Raw genomic sequence first — 17,418 nt, forward strand, 5'->3', positions numbered from 1 at the left:
AAATGGAAGATCTTAAAAAGACATGTCTACATGACCGGCATGTTGCTCTCGGAGCACAAATGAGTCCTTTCGGCGGATTCGACATGCCGATCCAGTATAAAGGAATTATCGAAGAGCACAACGCCGTGCGAGAAGCGTGTGGAGTGTTTGATGTCTCCCATATGGGCGAAGTGTTTGTCACAGGTCCGCAAGCCGAAAAATTTGTCAATTATATTTTCACAAATGATGTGGCCGGGCTGCCTGACGGCGGCATATTATATGGCATGATGATGAATCATGACGGTGGTGTTGTCGATGATCTGCTCGTGTATAAGCGTGGAGAGAATAATTTCCTGCTGGTGATCAATGCTTCAAACATTGACAAGGATGTTGATTGGATCAAATTGCAGTCCGCCTCATTTGATGTTACAGTTGACAATGTCAGCGAAAATTATGGCGAACTTGCAGTACAGGGGCCGGATGCGGAATCTGTAATGGAAGAAGTGCTCGGCATTCACTGTAAGGAACTTGTGTTCTATACCTTTCTTGAATCGGAATATGACGGCAAACATATGATTGTGAGCCGCACTGGTTATACCGGTGAAGACGGATTTGAGATCTATGCCGATCATGACACGATTGTCAGACTGTGGGATATTCTCATGGAGTCCGGTAAGGCGGCGCCTTGCGGGCTTGGCTGTCGTGATACCCTGCGCTTTGAAGTCGGTTTGCCTCTTTACGGTGATGAACTGGCTGATGACATAACTCCGGTCGAAGCCTGTCTTTCTATGTTTGTAAAGCTCGACAAGCCCGAATTCATAGGTCGTGATGTGGTAGCCCGTCAGAAAGCTGAAGGTGCTCCGCGTAAGCTGGTCGGACTGGAGATTCTTGACCGTGCTATTGCCCGCCACGGGTGCGAGGTGCTCAATGACAAAGACGATGTCATAGGCTATGTTACCACCGGTTACCGCGGCATTTCCGTGGATAAGAGCATTGCGGCAGCCCTAATAGCCACCCCGTATGCTGTTAAAGACAGTGAACTTAAAGTGCGTGTGCGCCGCAAGACATTCCCAGCTCGCGTGACAGCAAAGAAGTTCTATAAAAAATCATACAAGAAATAATTAATAATCATTTTTAATAATCACATATTCTAAAACAACCACAATCATGAGCAAGACATATTATTCTCCCACACATGAATATATTACAGTTGACGGCAATATTGGCTATATCGGCATCAGCGACTACGCGCAGCATGCGCTTGGCAATGTAGTTTATGTCGATATGCCCGACGAGGGTGACGAGATTGAAGCCGGAGAAGATTTCGGAGCTGTTGAAAGTGTCAAGGCTGCCAGTGACCTTATTGCTCCTGTCAGCGGCGAAGTACTTGAAGCAAATGAAAAACTTTCCGACAATCCACGTCTGATCAACGAAGATGCGATGGCCAACTGGATTATCAAAGTTGAACTTACCGATTTGTCACAGTTGGATAGTCTGATGGACGAAGAGGCATACAAAGCTCACTGCGAAGCTGAAAAATAAAACTATGGGACACCGATATTTTCCACATACATCAGCTGACATCGCCGAAATGCTCAAGCGTTGCGGCATGGAGGGTCTGGAAGATCTATACAGCGATGTGCCTGATTCGCTTAAGCTGAAGCGTGGTTATGATCTGAAACCTCAGATGAGCGAAAAAGAGGTGCGTGACTTTTTTGAAGGACTGGCCATTAAAAACCAGCCTTTGACCTGCTTCGCAGGAGCCGGATTCTACGACCACTATTCTCCCGCTGTGATTCAGTCGATCCTCTCTCGGTCGGAATTCCTGACTGCCTATACTCCATATCAGCCGGAAATCTCACAGGGCACGTTGCAATACATTTTCGAATATCAGTCAATGATGACCCAACTGACCGGCATGGAGGTATCGAACGCATCAATGTATGACGGCACTACTGCAGTCGCCGAGGCTATGCTTATGGCGGTGGCTCATGCCCGCAAACGGAACCGGGTACTTGTTTCGGCTACAGTCAACCCGATATATCGCGAGGTGATCAATACTTATGCGCATTATCATGGCGTGACTGTCGATACAATTCCGGAAAAAGATGGCGTGACTGATATTGCCGTCATGGAGGAGATGCTGAATGCTGGAGATGTAGCCGGAGTGATCGTAGCCACACCAAACTACTATGGTATTCTGGAAGACTATACCGGATTTGCCGATAAGGTCCATGCAGCCAAGGCTCTTCTGATAATGACTGCTCCGGCTTCTGTCTTGGGCGTGATCCGTACACCCGGAGAATGGGGTGCTGACATTGCGGCCGGCGAGGCCCAGTCATTAGGCATGCCGTTGAATTTCGGAGGCCCGTATTTAGGATACATGTGTTGTTCTAAAGCTCTCATCCGCAAACTGCCGGGTCGAATAGTAGGAGCGACGACTGATGCCGACGGAAGGCGGGTATTTGTGCTTACACTCCAGGCTCGCGAGCAGCATATCAGACGCGATAAGGCAACTTCCAACATCTGCTCCAATCAGGGATTGATGGCTCTTTATGCCGCAGTCTACCTGTCACTGATGGGCGCTAAAGGGCTGCGTGAGGTAAATGAAATTTCAGCCGCAGGCGCTCACTATCTTGCAAAGAAGCTTGTTGAAACCGGAGCGTTTGAACTGAAGTATCCAGACAAACCGTTCCTCAATGAATTTACGGTTAAATTCAAAGGGGAGGTCAAATTGATTGATTTTATGGAGGTTTGCACTTCATGTGGCTGTCTGCCTGGCGTGATGCTTGCTGATGATGAACTTCTGGTATGCGTAACTGAGACACGTACCCGTGAAGAGATCGACCGCTATATCTGGCGCGCCGAGACGTTCTCAAAAGCGACTCTGCCTTCATTTGCTGAAAATAGGAATATAAATGACTGAAATGACGTTCCACTGCTATGAATAAAAAATATTACGGCAAGCTTATTTTTGAGCTCTCTCGTCCGGGACGTCAGGGCTATTATCTGTCAAAAAACGGATGTGACGATGCTTTAGCCTCTCTGCCGGCGAATCTTCTTAGAGAAAACGCGCCTGAACTTCCTGAAGTAGACGAACCGAGTGTTGTCAGACATTACAACAACATGTCGACCAACAACTTTGGTGTCGACACCGGTTTTTATCCGCTTGGATCATGCACTATGAAGTATAATCCAAAGATCAATGAGGAGATGGCATCACTGCCCGCATTCAGTGCTCTTCATCCTTTCCAGCCGTCGGCTACCGTTCAGGGTGCGCTTGAAGCTTATTATGAACTCCAGAAGATGTTGAGTGAAATTGGCGGCATGGCTGAATTTACATTGAATCCCTATGCCGGCGCTCACGGTGAACTCACCGGCCTGATGGTTATCCGTGCCTATCATGAAAGCCGCGGAGATCTGAAAAGGACTAAAGTGATTGTGCCTGATTCGGCTCATGGCACCAATCCGGCATCAGCGGCTGTAGCCGGCCTGAAAGTTGTAGAAGTCAAAAGCCTTGCAGACGGCACGGTTGATGTCGATGCTCTGCACGCTCTTCTTGACGATACTGTGGCCGCTGTTATGATGACCAATCCGAATACAGTTGGCATTTTCGAACATAATATTCCGGAGATTGCAAAGATTGTGCATGAATGTGGCGCTCTGTTGTATTATGACGGAGCCAACCTCAACCCATTGCTTGGAGTGGCCCGCCCAGGAGATATGGGCTTTGATGTTATGCACATAAATCTCCACAAAACATTCTCAACTCCCCACGGAGGCGGTGGCCCAGGCGCAGGGCCTGTCGGCGTAAGAGCCGGCCTGGAACAGTTCCTCCCGAATCCGCGAGTGGTCAGACGTCAGCCGGGAGGAGGAGATGCGTTGTTCGAACTTGATTTCGGGACAGAGAAGGGGCCGAATGCTCTTGGCCGCATTTCGGCGTGGCTCGGCAATTTTGCTGTAGAGCTCAGGGCTTTGGCATATATACTTTCACTGGGAGCCGATGGGCTGAAAATGGCAGGCCCGCTTGCGACACTCAATGCAAACTACGTCAAGGAATGCCTGCGAGATCTGTATCTGCTGCCGATCGACCGTGTCTGCAAACACGAATTCGTGTTTGACGGGTTGGCCGACAAATCGACAGGAGTGACTACTCTTAATGTCGCCAAGCGCTTACTCGATTATGGCTTCCATGCTCCGACAATCTATTTCCCGCTGCTCTACCATGAATCACTTATGATCGAGCCGACAGAGACCGAAAGCAAAGAGACGCTGGATGAATTTGTCGGTGTGATGCGGGAGATAGCCCGTGAAGCAGCAGAAGATCCTGAAACGGTTAAAGCAGCACCGCTGGAAACTCCGATTCGCAAACCGGATGACACGGCTGCGGCTCTGAATCCTGTAGTGACTTACGCTGAACTCTGACTGCGCTATGGAAAATTTTGATTTGATCGTAATAGGGGCAGGCCCCGGCGGCTATGAAGCAGCCGCCGAGGCAGCCGCCCTCGGCCGTAGGGTAGCAGTAATTGAGCGTGACGAACTTGGCGGCACTTGTCTTAACCGCGGTTGTATCCCGACGAAGGCCCTGTGTCGTTCGGCCGAAGTTGCCATGACGGTAGGCAATTCATCGGAATTCGGCATATCAGCCGGAGAGCCGGTGATTGATCTGCCACGCATCATGGCCCGCAAAGATGAAATTCTTGCCGGCCTCAGAGAAAGCGTGGGAATGGTGCTCAAGGATGTGACGGTGATCCGTGGCGAAGCGAAATTCATATCTGCCTCTACTGTGGAGGTGAATGGAGAAAGCTATACCGCCCATGAAATCATTGTCGCTACCGGTTCACGCCCGGCAGTGCTTGATATTCCCGGCAAAGAACTCGCCTTGTCAAGTGACGAAATTTTGTCAATTCAGACACTTCCGTCGAGCCTTATTATAATAGGTGGCGGGGTCATAGGGATGGAATTAGCTTCGATATTTTCAGCATTCGGTGTCAAAGTGACGGTGCTGGAATATTGCAAGGAAATATTGCCTCCGTTTGATGCCGAGATCGCCAAACGCCTAAGGACTTCTCTCAAACGGAGAGGAATTGAAATCGTTACATCCGCGCAGGTAACAGCCATCAAACCGGGAGTAACTGTGGAATACGAAACCAAGGGTAAATCAAAGGCCGTAGAAGCCGAACAGGTATTGATGGCAGTGGGCCGTCGACCTGTTATACCCGAAGGTCTTGAGGAGACAGGTGTGAAATTCGAACGTGGCGCAATAGCTGTCGATGACAACATGAAAGTGACGTTTGATGGAACGGCGCCTGAAAATGTGACACTCTATGCCATCGGAGATGTAAACGGCCGCTGTATGCTCGCCCATGCTGCATATATGCACGGACTTGTGGCTTTAGGTAAGGCAAAACTGACCGACGTAATACCTGCGGCGGTATTTACCCAGCCTGAATGCGCGATGGTCGGACTCACGGAAGAACAGTGTGTCGCCGCCGGTCGTCAGATTAAGATCGGCAAAGCAATGTTCCGGTCAAACGGCAAGGCATTGGCTATGGGTGAGCCGGACGGACTGGTTAAAATAATTGCAGACTCAGAAACTGATGAACTTCTTGGCTGTCATATCTGTGGAGCGCACGCCGCCGATCTGGTGCAGGAAGTCGCTACAGCAATGACTGCCGGACTAAAAGCCTCGGCGATCTCTACAGCCGTGCATGCACATCCGACTCTGACTGAAGTGGTCAAAGCCGCAGTACCAAAATAAAAATCTATGGTTAATCAATAATTGTCACTCTTGATCCGGGGGGAAGAGTTTATCCTCCCGGTCAAGATGATAATCTTTTGACAGGAGGGCAAGGAAACGGCTTATCTGAGTTATGGCCTGGCGGGTCTCGGCAGTCACTTCTTTGCTTTGGAGCCTGAGCATAAGCATTCCGTAAAGAGCATTGAAACAAGTCTCAATTTCTCCGGTCGGTTTTTCGCCGGATTTGGCTCTCAGTTCAACGATGTATGGAAGTGTTTTGTAGAATTCAGCCGTATATTCCGGGAAACGAGGATCTTTCAGAAGGGCGAGATGAAGGTCGGTCAGCTGTATGATCACATTCTTGTTGAGCTGAAGATGTCCGCTTTTCTCAACATTCTCACGGCGCATCATGTCAATCAGCGACTCATACCATTCAGTCATTTCTTTCTTTTGGGCCGGGTCAAGCTGAAACTTGTCAATGACATTTTTTTCGATCTTCTCAATGTCAAGGCCATTGGCACGGATAATATCTTCGATCTGCCACATATACAACAGATATTCCGCTATGTTTTCTTTATGTTTCTGAGATGCGATATACATACTGATGATTATTTGTGTCTGCAAAATTAACACATTACGGCCTAATTTGTCATGCCCCGGAAATAATATTTTGTAAATTTGCACCTCGAACAATTACAAATCCGACAGGCAGACAATGATTACTACCGACAAACTCTCATGTAATATCTTAGCGGATCTTTTTGTGGCTCATGGCATTAAGGATGTGGTGCTTTCTCCCGGAAGCCGTAATTCGCCTTTAATTGTCGCCATTGTCCGCAGAAACGAGTTGAGACATCACGTAGTCATTGACGAGCGCTCGGCTGCGTTCATAGCCTTGGGAATGGCAATCGAGAGCGGATGTCCGGTAGCCTTGGTGTGTACAAGCGGGACAGCCTTGCTGAATTATGCACCAGCGGTGGCCGAAGCCTTCTACAGAGGAGTGCCGCTAATCGTTATTTCAGCAGACAGGCCGGAAGAATGGATTGACCAGGATGATTCGCAGACTTTGTGGCAGCAAAACGCTCTTGCGCCCTATGTCAAACGCAGTTGCGACCTTGGCGCCCATCTTGAATTTGAGAACGGCGAATGGGTGTGTAACCGTCTGATCAATGATGCGCTGATCGAGGCGGTCAGCGGTCGCAAAGGACCGGTGCATATTAATGTCAGACTTGATGCGCCACTGAACAGGACGGCCGAATTCAAGGCTGGAGATAGCCGTGTGATCCGTCAGCTTACTCCGCCATTCGAACTGGCGACTCCGGAGGCACGCAGGCTGGGGGAGAAGCTTGCCTCTCCGAAAAGAGTGTTGATCATTATCGGTTTCCATCAACCGGACGAACGCCTCAACCGGGCTTTGATGAAACTTTCCGCGTTGCCGAATGTTGTTGTGATGACTGAGTCGATAGCCAATCTCCATTCACCATCGTTCATCTCCAGGATAGACATGACGCTGAGAATTTTGTCGGCTAACGATTGGAAAAAACTTCAGCCGGACGTGGTGATAACGGCTGGAGGTGCACTCGTGTCACGACATGTCAAAGAGTGGATCCGCTCAATGGACAAAGGAGTGGAACACTGGCACGTTGGTCTGTCACACGTCACCGTTGACTGTTTCAAGCATCTTTCATTGCGCATAGAGATGGAAGCTGCCGTTTTTTTGCGCCAATTAGCATCTGCATTGCAGATTTACAAAACTCCGTGCGACTATTCTACCGAATGGCATGAAATCTACAGACAGGCAACAGCTTCTCACAATGAATATGTAAGAAATGCCCCCTGGTGTGATCTATCGGCGTTCTCGCATATAGTATCCCACATCCCTCGTCATTGGAATCTTCATCTTTCAAACGGCACGGCGGTCCGCTATGCACAACTGATGGATTGTTCGCATCTGCATCGGAGTGAATGCAACCGTGGGGTGAGCGGGATAGACGGATGTACATCCACGGCGCTCGGAGCCTCAGTGATCTACCGTGGGGTGACTCTGCTGATCAGCGGTGATATGAGTTTCCAATACGATATCGCCGCTCTGTCATCGTTTTTGATCTCTCCGAAATTCAAGATGATTGTATTGTGCAATAGCGGCGGCGGTATATTCCGGTTCATTTCCTCAACCTCAGATTTGCCGGAGATGGAAGAATTTCTGGCTGTCGGAACGCGCTTGCCGCTGAAAGACCTTGCTGCTGGATATGGCTTTGCTTTTTTTGATGCCTCTTCGTCAACAGAACTGGAGAAGGCGCTCGCTGCATTTGTAGCGGAAAATAGGAAGCCGGCCCTTCTGGCAGTCAATACCCCGCCGGAACTTTCCGCCAATGTTCTCAAACAATATTTTGAGCGGCCTTAAGCGCATCCGGTTTTCCAATATCAATCCAATTATAGGACTCATCGGGCATAAAGCCGCAAATCCTGAGATCTTTGCATGATGATGTGTAGAATGGTGTGATCGAGAATTTTGGGTCATTACTGAATTTTGCCAGAAACGGGAATACCGAAGGATTGACAATATGGACTCCACCGAAGGCGAGATTCCGGCATCCGGCAATTTCTTCCGAATTCCACGGACTTCGGATTTCACCGGACCTGATGTCTGTCCATCCTTTCATCTGCATGGAATTATCGAAAAGCAGATAACGGGATGTCTGTCTGTCAGCCACAAGCAAAGTCACATCTGCCTGAGAAGACTGATGATGGGCTATCATTTCCTTAAGATTGAAATCAGTCAGTATATCGGCGTTATGAAGCAGTATCTGGCTATCTGTTCCAAGCAGACCCTTGGCTTTAAGCAAGCCTCCGCCGGTATCAAGAAGAGCATCGCGTTCGTCGCTGACGGATATGTCAAGTCCGAAATTGTCATTGCTCTTAAGGTAATCAATTATCTTGTCGGCATAATGATGAACGTTGACAACGATCTGTCTGATGTCTGAGTCCTTGAGTTTAAGGATAACTCTTTTAAGCATAGGCTCGCCTCCGACCTCAACAAGCGCTTTCGGCATTGTCTGCGTGATCGTGCCAAGACGTGTACCAAGCCCGGCTGCAAAAATGAAGGCTTTCATAATGTGCAATCTATATTTTGCTCACGGTGTGTGAGGCGGACGTTGACATGCGGGAATTTTGTCTTTATATGTTCAGCCATATGCTGGGCTCCATAGACACTACGGTGCTGGCCGCCGGTACAGCCGAAATTTACCGCCAAAGAGGTGAACCCGCGACGGTCGTAACATTCCACTGACGGATCCACCAAGCCATAACAGTTTTCCATGAATGTCTGTATTTCACCCTTTGATTCAAGAAAGTCAATCACCGGTTTCTCAAGACCCGTTCTGCTCTTATACTCCTCATATCTGCCCGGATTTTCCATGCCGCGGCAATCAAACACGAATCCACCTCCGTTGCCGGAATAATCTTTCGGGATGCCTTTTTTATAGGAAAAGCTGCTTACATGGACTGTCAGTAAGCTCGGACGAACCTCCTCCGTAATCGAATCGATTGACTCTTGTTCAAGCATGGCGGCCAATATCTCAGTCAGGTAAGGATAGGTGTCATTCCCTGTTGCAAGTAGATTCTGAAGATTGGCCAGTGCAAGCGGGATGCTTTTCAGAAAATGAGGCTTGCGTTCGAATTTTCCACGGAAGCCGTAAGCACCAAGCACCTGCAGGTTGCGCAGCAGTTCATATTCGTGAAGACGCTCCCGGAAAAGTCCGCTGTCAATTCCGCTCACATAGCGTGATGCGGATTGGAGGTATGTCTCAATCAGCTCTTCCTTGACTTCGGGAGTGAATGCCGCACGGGCCTGAGAGATGAAAGAGACAAGATCATACTCTACAGGTCCTTTCCGGCCGCCCTGGAAGTCGATGAAGTACGGAGCTCCGTCTTTGATCATGACGTTGCGACTTTGGAAGTCGCGATACATGAATGTCGGCTTCCCTGAATGGGCCAGACGTGTTGCCATCAGTCTGAACTCTGATTCAAGGCGTCTTTCATCGTAAGGCACACCGGTTGTGTTCAGGAAACAATATTTGAAGTAGTTCAGATCCCACAGGATGGCTTGACTGTCAAATGCCGCTACCGGATAACAATTGTTGAAATCCATCCCGTCGGCCCCTTTGTATTGGAAATCCGGCAATATGGCAATTGTTTGCTTTAATAAGGGTATATCTTCGCGCATTTCAAATAGGGAACTGTCACCAAGATCCTCCTGGATATAACACAGTCTGTCATCTGACACTGCAATGACCTTTGGTACCGGCAGCCCTTTTGAGGAGAAGTGGGCGGACAGATATATGAACGCATTGTTTTCAATGGCAGATGTTCCAATGACTCCAACAACAGTACGTGGGCCGGAGATGCGGAAATACTGGCGGTTGCTGCCGGCTTTGGTAAGAGGACGGATTTTGTAATGGTCTACACCGAATGTCTGTGCATATAATGTTGAGAGCATATTTTAACTCTTGTTTTTTAACAACTTCTAAACAATCTCTGAGATTTTGACTCCTGGATAGGAGACCGTTCCCAAATTCGATATTAAGCAACTGCGATGAGTGGCTTATCAGCTGCAAAATTAGTCAAAATATCCAATTTGCTCTTTCATTCGGCTGCCCTTTTGCGTATATTTATAAAAATACCTAACTTTGAAAATATTTTGATAATTCAATATGTCAGTTCTCACAAATAATCTCAGCCGTCAGATCAAATCACTTGATGAGCGGAAACACCGTCGGCGCGAGCAGGCCTTCAAAGCAGAAGGTTCCAAATGCGTACTCGACACACTTCCGTTTTTTAACGTGCGTCATCTGTTTGCTACCAAAGACTGGCTGGCTGCAAACAGGCGTGACTGCAGAGAGCTTTCTGGTTCGGTTATAGTAGAATGTGCCGGATCAGAAATTGCAAAAATGTCAAGCCTTGTCACTCCGACAGAGGTCATTGCGGTTTATGATATTCCAGAGTTGCATCTGGGGAATGGTATCGCGCAGAAAAATCTTGTCCTTGCTCTTGACGGCATTCAGGATCCCGGAAATCTCGGTACTATCATACGTGTTTCCGACTGGTTCGGCATACGCGACATATTATGCGGGACAGGGACTGTTGACTGTTACAGTCCGAAAGTGATACAGGCTACAATGGGGTCGATATCAAGAGTCAGACTTCATTATGGCGATCTCACTGAAATGATCGTGGCAAGTGGCGCTATGCGTGTATATGGCACATTTCTGGATGGTGACAGCATCAGCGATGCCAAGCTGACAGATACAGGAGTCATTGTCATAGGGAATGAAGGCAACGGAATTTCGGCTGAGGTGGAAAAATCTGTTACAGACCGCCTGTTGATACCATCATATCCGGAAGGCGAGCCGACAGGAGAATCTCTGAATGCGGCTATAGCCACAGCCATCACTCTGGCTAAGTTTAGAGGAATTTGAAAATCTGACACTGAAACATCAGGGGCTTGTCTCTGGCCTCTTAAGCAATAGTTTATAATTGATGAAAGGTAATAAGACAGCGTGGTTCTGCACAAGTTGTGGCGCCGAATCGTCAAAATGGCAGGGAAAATGTCCGGCTTGCGGCGAATGGAACACTATGGTAGAGGAGCGGATAGTGTCAGATGACAAAAAATCTCGTTCGCTCACTCCTGTCAAGCTGAAACAGACGAGGACAAGGCCTCAGCTAATTCATGAGATAGAAACCAGCGATGAGGCCCGCATCAAAATGCCGAGTGGAGAGCTTAACCGTGTTCTCGGCGGCGGTCTGGTGCCCGGAAGCCTTGTGCTTATAGGTGGAGAGCCTGGAATCGGGAAATCCACGCTTGTGCTTCAGAACATACTTTCGATACGGTCCAGAAAAATACTGTATATCTCCGGTGAAGAAAGCGCGAAACAGTTGAAAATGCGGGCAGACCGTATCGGGCGTCCGAATGACAATGTATATATAGTCTGTGAGACTTCTCTTGAGAATATAAAGGATCACATTGAAGATGTTGATCCAGGACTTGTTGTGGTCGATTCGATACAGACAATAGCCTCGGACGCTATAGAGTCAGTAGCCGGAAGTGTCTCTCAGGTAAGGGAATGTGCCGCCCAACTGCTGAAATACGCAAAAGAAACTTCCGTTCCGGTATTGCTGATAGGGCATATAACCAAGGAAGGCAGCATTGCAGGCCCGAAAGTGCTTGAGCACATTGTCGATGCTGTGCTGCAGTTCGAAGGAGACCGCCAGAATATATACCGGATTCTGAGGTCCATTAAAAACCGTTTCGGATCTACAGCCGAGTTAGGCGTCTATGAGATGTGTCAGCGAGGACTCAGAGAAGTATCCAACCCCTCGGAAATGTTCCTTTCGCAGAATGACGAGGAACTCTCCGGAATATCTATCGGGGTGACGATGGAAGGTGTCAGAGCATTTCTTATCGAGGTGCAGGCATTGGTCAGTACTGCGGCCTACGGCACTCCGCAGCGTTCGGTGACCGGTTTCGACTCAAAACGCATGAATATGCTCTTGGCTGTGCTTGAAAAACGGGTCGGGTTCAAGCTTGCGGCAAAGGATGTATTTCTTAATATAGCCGGAGGCCTGAAAGTCAACGATCCGTCGCTGGATCTCGCTGTCATCTGTGCGATTCTTTCTTCCAATGTAGATATAACCATCCCGAACCGTATCTGTATGGCTGGAGAAGTCGGGCTGTCTGGAGAAGTTCGCCCTGTCAGCCGCATCGAACAGCGGATACGCGAAGCTGAAAAGCTTGGAATGGAAACTATTATCATCCCACGCAACAATCTCAAGGGCATAGACACTTCCGGCCTTGGAATTAAAATTGTTGAAGTGGCAAAGGTCGAGGAGGCATTCAGAACTCTCTTTGCGTAAACAAATTAAACGAGTGCATGTTATGCTATTAAAGCGTTACAACTATGATTAATATGAAAATGACAAATTTAAGATGCATACTTTTGAGCTTATCCGCTGTTGTCGGCGCTTCTTTTGTCTCAGCCCAGACGGTGGAGCATATCAAATATGGTGATTTCTCCAACTGGGTCACACGCCACATACACGAATCGGCTGTGATAGGCGGACATGACAAGACTATATATGAGATAGGCCCGACACAGACAATCGAGGGCAACAAACCCTATTCAAATCTTGGCGGCTCGCCGTGGGCCACGAGCAATGTCTATGCTAAAGTGTCAGGCGTTGTCAAAACTTCTAATGCGGTTTATCCTGCGGATCGTTCGGCTAAAAACAAATGCGCGAAACTCTGCACTCAGATCGAGAAAGTGAAAGTGCTCGGTCTGATCAACATGGATGTTATGGTTGCCGGCTCGATGTTTCTTGGTAAAATGTTTGAACCGGTTACATCAACAAAAAATCCATATTCGAAAATGGAAATGGGCATACCGTTTTCCAAACAGCCTAAATCACTGGTCTTTGACTATAAGGTAGACATGCCGAATGTCAACTATCGTGTAAAGTCTACAGGATTCAGCTCAAAAAAGCAACTTCCGGGACATGACAATGCCGTGGTATTTGTGTTTCTTCAGCGCCGATGGGAAGATTCTGACGGCAATATCCATGCAAAACGGGTGGCAACAGGAGGAGAACATTTCTCAAAGACTGCTTCCTGGACAAACGGGCATCGTCTTCAGCTGACCTATGGAGATTTAAGTTCAAAAGGTCCCGTGCCTGATTATCTGCAACTGCGTAGCGGCGATGACCGCTATTATGCCCGTAACTCAAAGGGGAAAATGGTCCCGGTCACTGAAGAAGGTTGGGATTCCGCCGATTCCACCCCGACACACATCATAGTCATGTTCTCTGCCGGTAGCGGAGAACCTTATGTCGGCACTGAGGGGCTGACGTTATATGTGGATAATGTCGGATTTGGATATTAAGCTTCATCATGTTTCAGTTTAAAGAATTTTCGATTGATGATTCTGAATGTGCGATGAAAGTCGGCACCGACGGAGTGCTTCTTGGAAGCTGGGCTGATGTTGAAGGTGCTATGAACATCGTTGATGCCGGATGTGGCTCCGGACTGATCTCCCTGATGATGGCCCAGCGCACTCCACAGGCGAGAATCTATGGAGTTGATATTGACGGAGACGCTATTAAGTGCTGCCAGTCCAACGTGGATTCTTCACAGTGGAAAAATAGGATCGAAGTTTTTCAAAACGACATAACATCTTTTTTCCCTGACAAAGCCTCGTCACCGTTACTGATTGTGTCGAACCCCCCGTTTTTCAATGAACCATTGAGATCTCCTGATACTATCAGAGCGCTTGCAAGGCATGGAGAAGAATTCGGGATAGAATCGCTGCTAAGCCTTGGAGCACAGCATCTTGTGATGCCTGGAGACTCGATGGCTTTCATTTCGCCTTATGGCAGAAAAGATGAGATTGAATGGCTTCTTTCATGTAATCGCCTTGCATCCCGACGGATGACGTCAGTGTTTTCGAGAAGAGGCAAAAAGGCATTGCGAATCTTATGGCAGGTCATGCCGGAAAGATATATGAACACACGGTGTGTTACTGAAAATCTATATATCCGCAATGAGGACAATGAATATTCAACTGCTTATAAGCTTCTGACATATCCTTTTTATCTTGATAAATAAACTAAGATTGTTTTACATTATGTTGCCACAACTTCGGTTCAAACCGGCTGAACGCTTCCTGCTATTTTTCATCGTGCTTGCGGCCTGTGCCTTGGCTGGATCTCTGATAGTTGGGTTTGTGGTTCATAACGGGCCTACTACAAAAGCTTTAAGACTGGCCACTGTCATCCAGGACTGTGTCATATTCATCCTTCCGTCTTTGATAACTGCAGTATTGATTTCCTCGTTGCCGGCAAATTTCCTGAAAATTGAGTCAGCACCTTCCATGAAGCTATTGATATTAGCTGTGACAGCTATGATGGTTTCAATTCCTCTGATGAACTGGATCGTTATGATGAATGACAGTCTTGTGTTTCCTGAAAGCCTTTCCGGATTAGAAAATTGGATGCGGCTTCACGAAAATGAAGCCCGTGCCTCAGTGAAAATACTTCTGGGTGATGGCTCTGTAAGTTCATTGATCATTGACTTGCTTATAGTCGGAATATTGGCAGGATTAAGCGAAGAAATTTTATTTAGAGGAACTTTGCAACAGTTATTTTTGTCATCAAGACTTAACATACATCTGTCGATCTGGATTACAGCGATCATATTCAGTGCCATCCATATGCAGTTTTTCGGTTTCGTTCCGCGACTATTGCTTGGAGCCTATTTCGGCTATCTGTTGTGGTGGAGCCGGTCTTTGTGGTTGCCGGTTATAATACATGCCTTTAACAACTCAATAGTGGTCTATTCCACATGGAAGTCCGGTGAAATCTCAGAGGGTGGGGGAGACAGCTCGATTGATCAATGGGGGCTTGATTCGCCGATGCTCATATTGGCTTCGGCAATATTGACCGTCTTCATTATATTCCGTTTGCATAGAGAGCAGAAGTCTGCGGTCATCCAGAGAGTTAAATAGTGCTAAATTAACCTCATCGAATTGATTGATGTCGAAATAAATATTAATTTTGACAATAAATAATTGTAGAAATTATCTTAACCTAACTTACTGAAATACTCCACTCGTCGGTAAATGGCTCTTATTCCCAATTGCCGACGAAAATTTTTGTAAGTTAAGTAATTCAAACAAACACAGATGGCAAGAAAGAAGAAAGATCTGCCGCTTTTAAGCGGTGTTGAAATACTGGATGTGGCGGCGGAAGGCAATTCCATCGCGCGGGTTGACGAAATGGTTGTGTTCATACCGTTCGGTGCTCCCGGAGATATCGCTGATGTGAAGATTGACCGTAAAAAGCGTAGTTATGCGGAGGGACATATCGAACGTCTGACACAGCCCTCTCCAATACGAGTCGAGGCAAAATGCGAACACTTCACTCTATGCGGAGGGTGCCGATGGCAGCATCTGCCATATGAATTCCAGCTCAAATGCAAGCAAAAGCAGGTTGAGGACGCTCTTCAGCGCATAGCCAAGATTCCATATCCGGAACTGACTCCTATTTTGGGATCAGAAGAAATCTGGGAATACCGGAATAAAATGGAGTACACATTCTCAAACAAAAAGTGGCTCACATTCGATCAATTGCGTTCAGGAGAGGAGTTCCCGGAGCGCCGGGCAGCAGGATTCCATATATCAGGCGCCTTCGACAAGGTATTGGATATAAACAAATGTCATCTGCAGGATGATCTCGGTAACCGGTTGAGACTTTTTGTCAAGAAATTTGGCATGGACAATGACTATTCCTTCTATGACCTAAGGGAGCAGCATGGCCTGTTACGTACGTTGATGATACGTATTGCATCTACCGGAGAAGTAATGGCTGTAATGGTATTCGGCGAAAACGATGAAGAAAAAATCGGGACATTGCTATCAGCTGTAGCCGCTGAGTTCCCGGAAATCACATCGCTGCTCTATGTCGTCAACACAAAAGTCAATGACACGATCTCAGATCAGGCCATTCACCTTTATCGCGGTAAGGAATATATTGAAGAGGAGATGGAGGGTCTTAGATTCAGAGTAGGCCCCAAGTCATTCTATCAGACAAATTCACGGCAGGCCTACAGGCTTTACAGCGTGGCCCGTGATTTCGCCAAACTGACCGGAAACGAGCTGGTCTATGACCTTTATACCGGAACCGGTACAATTGCCTGCTTTGTTGCCCGCAATGCCAGGCATGTAGTCGGTATCGAATATGTCCCTGAGGCCATTGACGATGCTAAAATAAATGCCGGCATCAACGGGTTGGACAATACAGAATTCTATGCCGGCGATATGAAAAATGTATTGACATCAGACTTCATAGCTGAACACGGACATCCTGATGTGATGATTGTCGATCCTCCAAGAGCCGGCATGCACGATGATGTGGTCAAAGTAATTTTGGAAGCCGAGCCAAAGCGGATAGTCTATGTCAGCTGCAATCCGGCTACCCAAGCCCGTGATCTGGCATTGCTCCATGAGAAGTATGATATTGAGGCAGTACAGCCGGTAGACATGTTCCCGCACACCCAGCATGTGGAGAATGTAGCCGCACTTACATTAAGGAATCAATGACGTATACAGCAAAAGAGCGCCCGCTGCATCACGCAGTGGAGCGCTCGAAATTATAATCATCAATTCTAATTATCGGTATTCGTTTTCTCAAACTCATCTTCTGAAAATCTGATCGGGCTCACGTTATGCCCGATTCTGGATTGTATATCAGGAGGTGATAACTGCCAATTGATTTGGAATAAGGGAAATAGCGGTAATTTTAAATTCAGAAAAGGATAAGAAATGGTTGTGTCTTCAAATGATTCAGCAGAAATGCATGTTTGGTTGTTGTTTCATGTATATGTATTTGAGAAGTCTTAATTCTGTTAACGTTCAGGAGTTATTTTTTCGTTTTCGATGCAAATTTAATATGATAATAGCTCATATACAAGCAACTTAACAAAAGAGCATAGCATTTAACCAACACCGGGCTTAGAATGCGTGAAAATGATGTTTATTTGCTAAAAATAGTGTTAACAGGATTTGAATTTTGGATTTCTTGCATAATTGAAGCGATTTGTCTACCTTTGTCGTGGTTGATATATGGTTGTATTATTTTAAAATTTTCTGTCG

15 protein-coding genes are annotated in these 17,418 nt (G+C 47.2%); 12 read left to right on the forward strand and 3 right to left on the reverse strand.

Going from position 1 to position 17,418, the window contains the following annotated elements:
• The first annotated feature begins 2 nt into the window (after positions 1-2).
• From gcvT to lpdA, 5 genes are read left to right on the forward strand one after another with little or no spacing between them, the layout of a single operon-like run.
• Positions 3-1,100, forward strand: coding sequence for a glycine cleavage system aminomethyltransferase GcvT (gcvT, locus tag C5O23_RS02635; RefSeq protein ID WP_107031407.1), 1,098 nt, complete (start codon positions 3-5; stop codon positions 1,098-1,100).
• 46 nt (positions 1,101-1,146) lie between these two features.
• Complete coding sequence (gene gcvH, locus C5O23_RS02640) at positions 1,147-1,521, forward strand: glycine cleavage system protein GcvH (RefSeq protein ID WP_107031408.1); 375 nt, start codon at positions 1,147-1,149, stop codon at positions 1,519-1,521.
• 4 nt (positions 1,522-1,525) lie between these two features.
• Entirely contained in the window at positions 1,526-2,905 is a 1,380-nt protein-coding gene (gcvPA, locus tag C5O23_RS02645; RefSeq protein WP_107031409.1) for an aminomethyl-transferring glycine dehydrogenase subunit GcvPA, read from the forward strand.
• 17 nt (positions 2,906-2,922) lie between these two features.
• Positions 2,923-4,404 (forward strand): aminomethyl-transferring glycine dehydrogenase subunit GcvPB, encoded by a 1,482-nt coding sequence (gene gcvPB / locus C5O23_RS02650; RefSeq protein WP_107031410.1) that lies wholly within the window; start codon positions 2,923-2,925, stop codon positions 4,402-4,404.
• 7 nt (positions 4,405-4,411) lie between these two features.
• On the forward strand, positions 4,412-5,740 hold the full coding sequence (gene lpdA, locus C5O23_RS02655) for a dihydrolipoyl dehydrogenase (protein WP_107031411.1): 1,329 nt from the start codon (positions 4,412-4,414) through the stop codon (positions 5,738-5,740).
• 24 nt (positions 5,741-5,764) lie between these two features.
• Here lpdA and C5O23_RS02660 read toward each other — a convergent pair whose 3' ends face one another.
• Positions 5,765-6,319 carry a DUF4924 family protein gene (locus C5O23_RS02660; protein ID WP_107031412.1) on the reverse strand — a complete coding sequence of 185 codons (555 nt, stop codon included), beginning with the start codon at positions 6,317-6,319 and terminating at the stop codon, positions 5,765-5,767.
• A gap of 115 nt (positions 6,320-6,434) precedes the next feature.
• Here C5O23_RS02660 and menD point away from each other — a divergent pair, with 115 nt between their 5' ends.
• Positions 6,435-8,123, forward strand: a complete 1,689-nt coding sequence (menD, locus tag C5O23_RS02665; protein ID WP_107031413.1) for a 2-succinyl-5-enolpyruvyl-6-hydroxy-3-cyclohexene-1-carboxylic-acid synthase — start codon at positions 6,435-6,437, stop codon at positions 8,121-8,123.
• Here the strand turns inward: menD and C5O23_RS02670 are convergent.
• Complete coding sequence (locus C5O23_RS02670; RefSeq protein ID WP_107031414.1) at positions 8,098-8,832, reverse strand: nucleotidyltransferase family protein; 735 nt, start codon at positions 8,830-8,832, stop codon at positions 8,098-8,100. The two genes, menD and C5O23_RS02670, sit on opposite strands and share 26 nt — an antisense overlap.
• A complete protein-coding gene (locus C5O23_RS02675; protein WP_107031415.1) occupies positions 8,829-10,217 on the reverse strand; it encodes a RapZ C-terminal domain-containing protein in 1,389 nt (462 codons plus the stop codon). The genes C5O23_RS02670 and C5O23_RS02675 overlap by 4 nt, the downstream gene beginning before the upstream one ends.
• A 214-nt stretch (positions 10,218-10,431) precedes the next feature.
• On the opposite strand from C5O23_RS02675, the gene C5O23_RS02680 reads away from it, so the two are divergent.
• The 6 genes from C5O23_RS02680 (at position 10,432) to rlmD (ending at position 16,866) form a co-directional block, all read left to right on the forward strand.
• Complete coding sequence (locus C5O23_RS02680; RefSeq protein ID WP_107031416.1) at positions 10,432-11,196, forward strand: RNA methyltransferase; 765 nt, start codon at positions 10,432-10,434, stop codon at positions 11,194-11,196.
• Between the two features lie 61 nt (positions 11,197-11,257).
• Entirely contained in the window at positions 11,258-12,631 is a 1,374-nt protein-coding gene (radA, locus tag C5O23_RS02685; protein ID WP_107031417.1) for a DNA repair protein RadA, read from the forward strand.
• Positions 12,632-12,690: 59 nt separating this feature from the next.
• Positions 12,691-13,653, forward strand: coding sequence for a PCMD domain-containing protein (locus C5O23_RS02690; protein WP_240597618.1), 963 nt, complete (start codon positions 12,691-12,693; stop codon positions 13,651-13,653).
• Between the two features lie 8 nt (positions 13,654-13,661).
• On the forward strand, positions 13,662-14,375 hold the full coding sequence (locus C5O23_RS02695; protein ID WP_107031419.1) for a tRNA1(Val) (adenine(37)-N6)-methyltransferase: 714 nt from the start codon (positions 13,662-13,664) through the stop codon (positions 14,373-14,375).
• A 19-nt stretch (positions 14,376-14,394) separates the two neighbouring features.
• Complete coding sequence (locus tag C5O23_RS02700) at positions 14,395-15,273, forward strand: CPBP family intramembrane glutamic endopeptidase (RefSeq protein WP_107031420.1); 879 nt, start codon at positions 14,395-14,397, stop codon at positions 15,271-15,273.
• A gap of 177 nt (positions 15,274-15,450) precedes the next feature.
• Positions 15,451-16,866, forward strand: coding sequence for a 23S rRNA (uracil(1939)-C(5))-methyltransferase RlmD (gene rlmD / locus C5O23_RS02705; RefSeq protein ID WP_107031421.1), 1,416 nt, complete (start codon positions 15,451-15,453; stop codon positions 16,864-16,866).
• Positions 16,867-17,418: the final 552 nt, after the last annotated feature.

The sequence above is a fragment of the Duncaniella muris genome (assembly GCF_003024805.1).
Taxonomy (GTDB): domain Bacteria; phylum Bacteroidota; class Bacteroidia; order Bacteroidales; family Muribaculaceae; genus Duncaniella; species Duncaniella muris.

What these genes read in the sequence shown, in the direction of transcription:
- gcvT (WP_107031407.1), top strand. Translation starts at nt 3, where the DNA reads ATGGAAGATCTTAAAAAGACATGTCTACATGACCGGCATGTTGCTCTC.
- gcvH (WP_107031408.1), top strand. Translation starts at nt 1,147, where the DNA reads ATGAGCAAGACATATTATTCTCCCACACATGAATATATTACAGTTGAC.
- gcvPA (WP_107031409.1), top strand. Translation starts at nt 1,526, where the DNA reads ATGGGACACCGATATTTTCCACATACATCAGCTGACATCGCCGAAATG.
- gcvPB (WP_107031410.1), top strand. Translation starts at nt 2,923, where the DNA reads ATGAATAAAAAATATTACGGCAAGCTTATTTTTGAGCTCTCTCGTCCG.
- lpdA (WP_107031411.1), top strand. Translation starts at nt 4,412, where the DNA reads ATGGAAAATTTTGATTTGATCGTAATAGGGGCAGGCCCCGGCGGCTAT.
- C5O23_RS02660 (WP_107031412.1), bottom strand. Translation starts at nt 6,319, where the DNA reads ATGTATATCGCATCTCAGAAACATAAAGAAAACATAGCGGAATATCTG.
- menD (WP_107031413.1), top strand. Translation starts at nt 6,435, where the DNA reads ATGATTACTACCGACAAACTCTCATGTAATATCTTAGCGGATCTTTTT.
- C5O23_RS02670 (WP_107031414.1), bottom strand. Translation starts at nt 8,832, where the DNA reads ATGAAAGCCTTCATTTTTGCAGCCGGGCTTGGTACACGTCTTGGCACG.
- C5O23_RS02675 (WP_107031415.1), bottom strand. Translation starts at nt 10,217, where the DNA reads ATGCTCTCAACATTATATGCACAGACATTCGGTGTAGACCATTACAAA.
- C5O23_RS02680 (WP_107031416.1), top strand. Translation starts at nt 10,432, where the DNA reads ATGTCAGTTCTCACAAATAATCTCAGCCGTCAGATCAAATCACTTGAT.
- radA (WP_107031417.1), top strand. Translation starts at nt 11,258, where the DNA reads ATGAAAGGTAATAAGACAGCGTGGTTCTGCACAAGTTGTGGCGCCGAA.
- C5O23_RS02690 (WP_240597618.1), top strand. Translation starts at nt 12,691, where the DNA reads ATGACAAATTTAAGATGCATACTTTTGAGCTTATCCGCTGTTGTCGGC.
- C5O23_RS02695 (WP_107031419.1), top strand. Translation starts at nt 13,662, where the DNA reads ATGTTTCAGTTTAAAGAATTTTCGATTGATGATTCTGAATGTGCGATG.
- C5O23_RS02700 (WP_107031420.1), top strand. Translation starts at nt 14,395, where the DNA reads ATGTTGCCACAACTTCGGTTCAAACCGGCTGAACGCTTCCTGCTATTT.
- rlmD (WP_107031421.1), top strand. Translation starts at nt 15,451, where the DNA reads ATGGCAAGAAAGAAGAAAGATCTGCCGCTTTTAAGCGGTGTTGAAATA.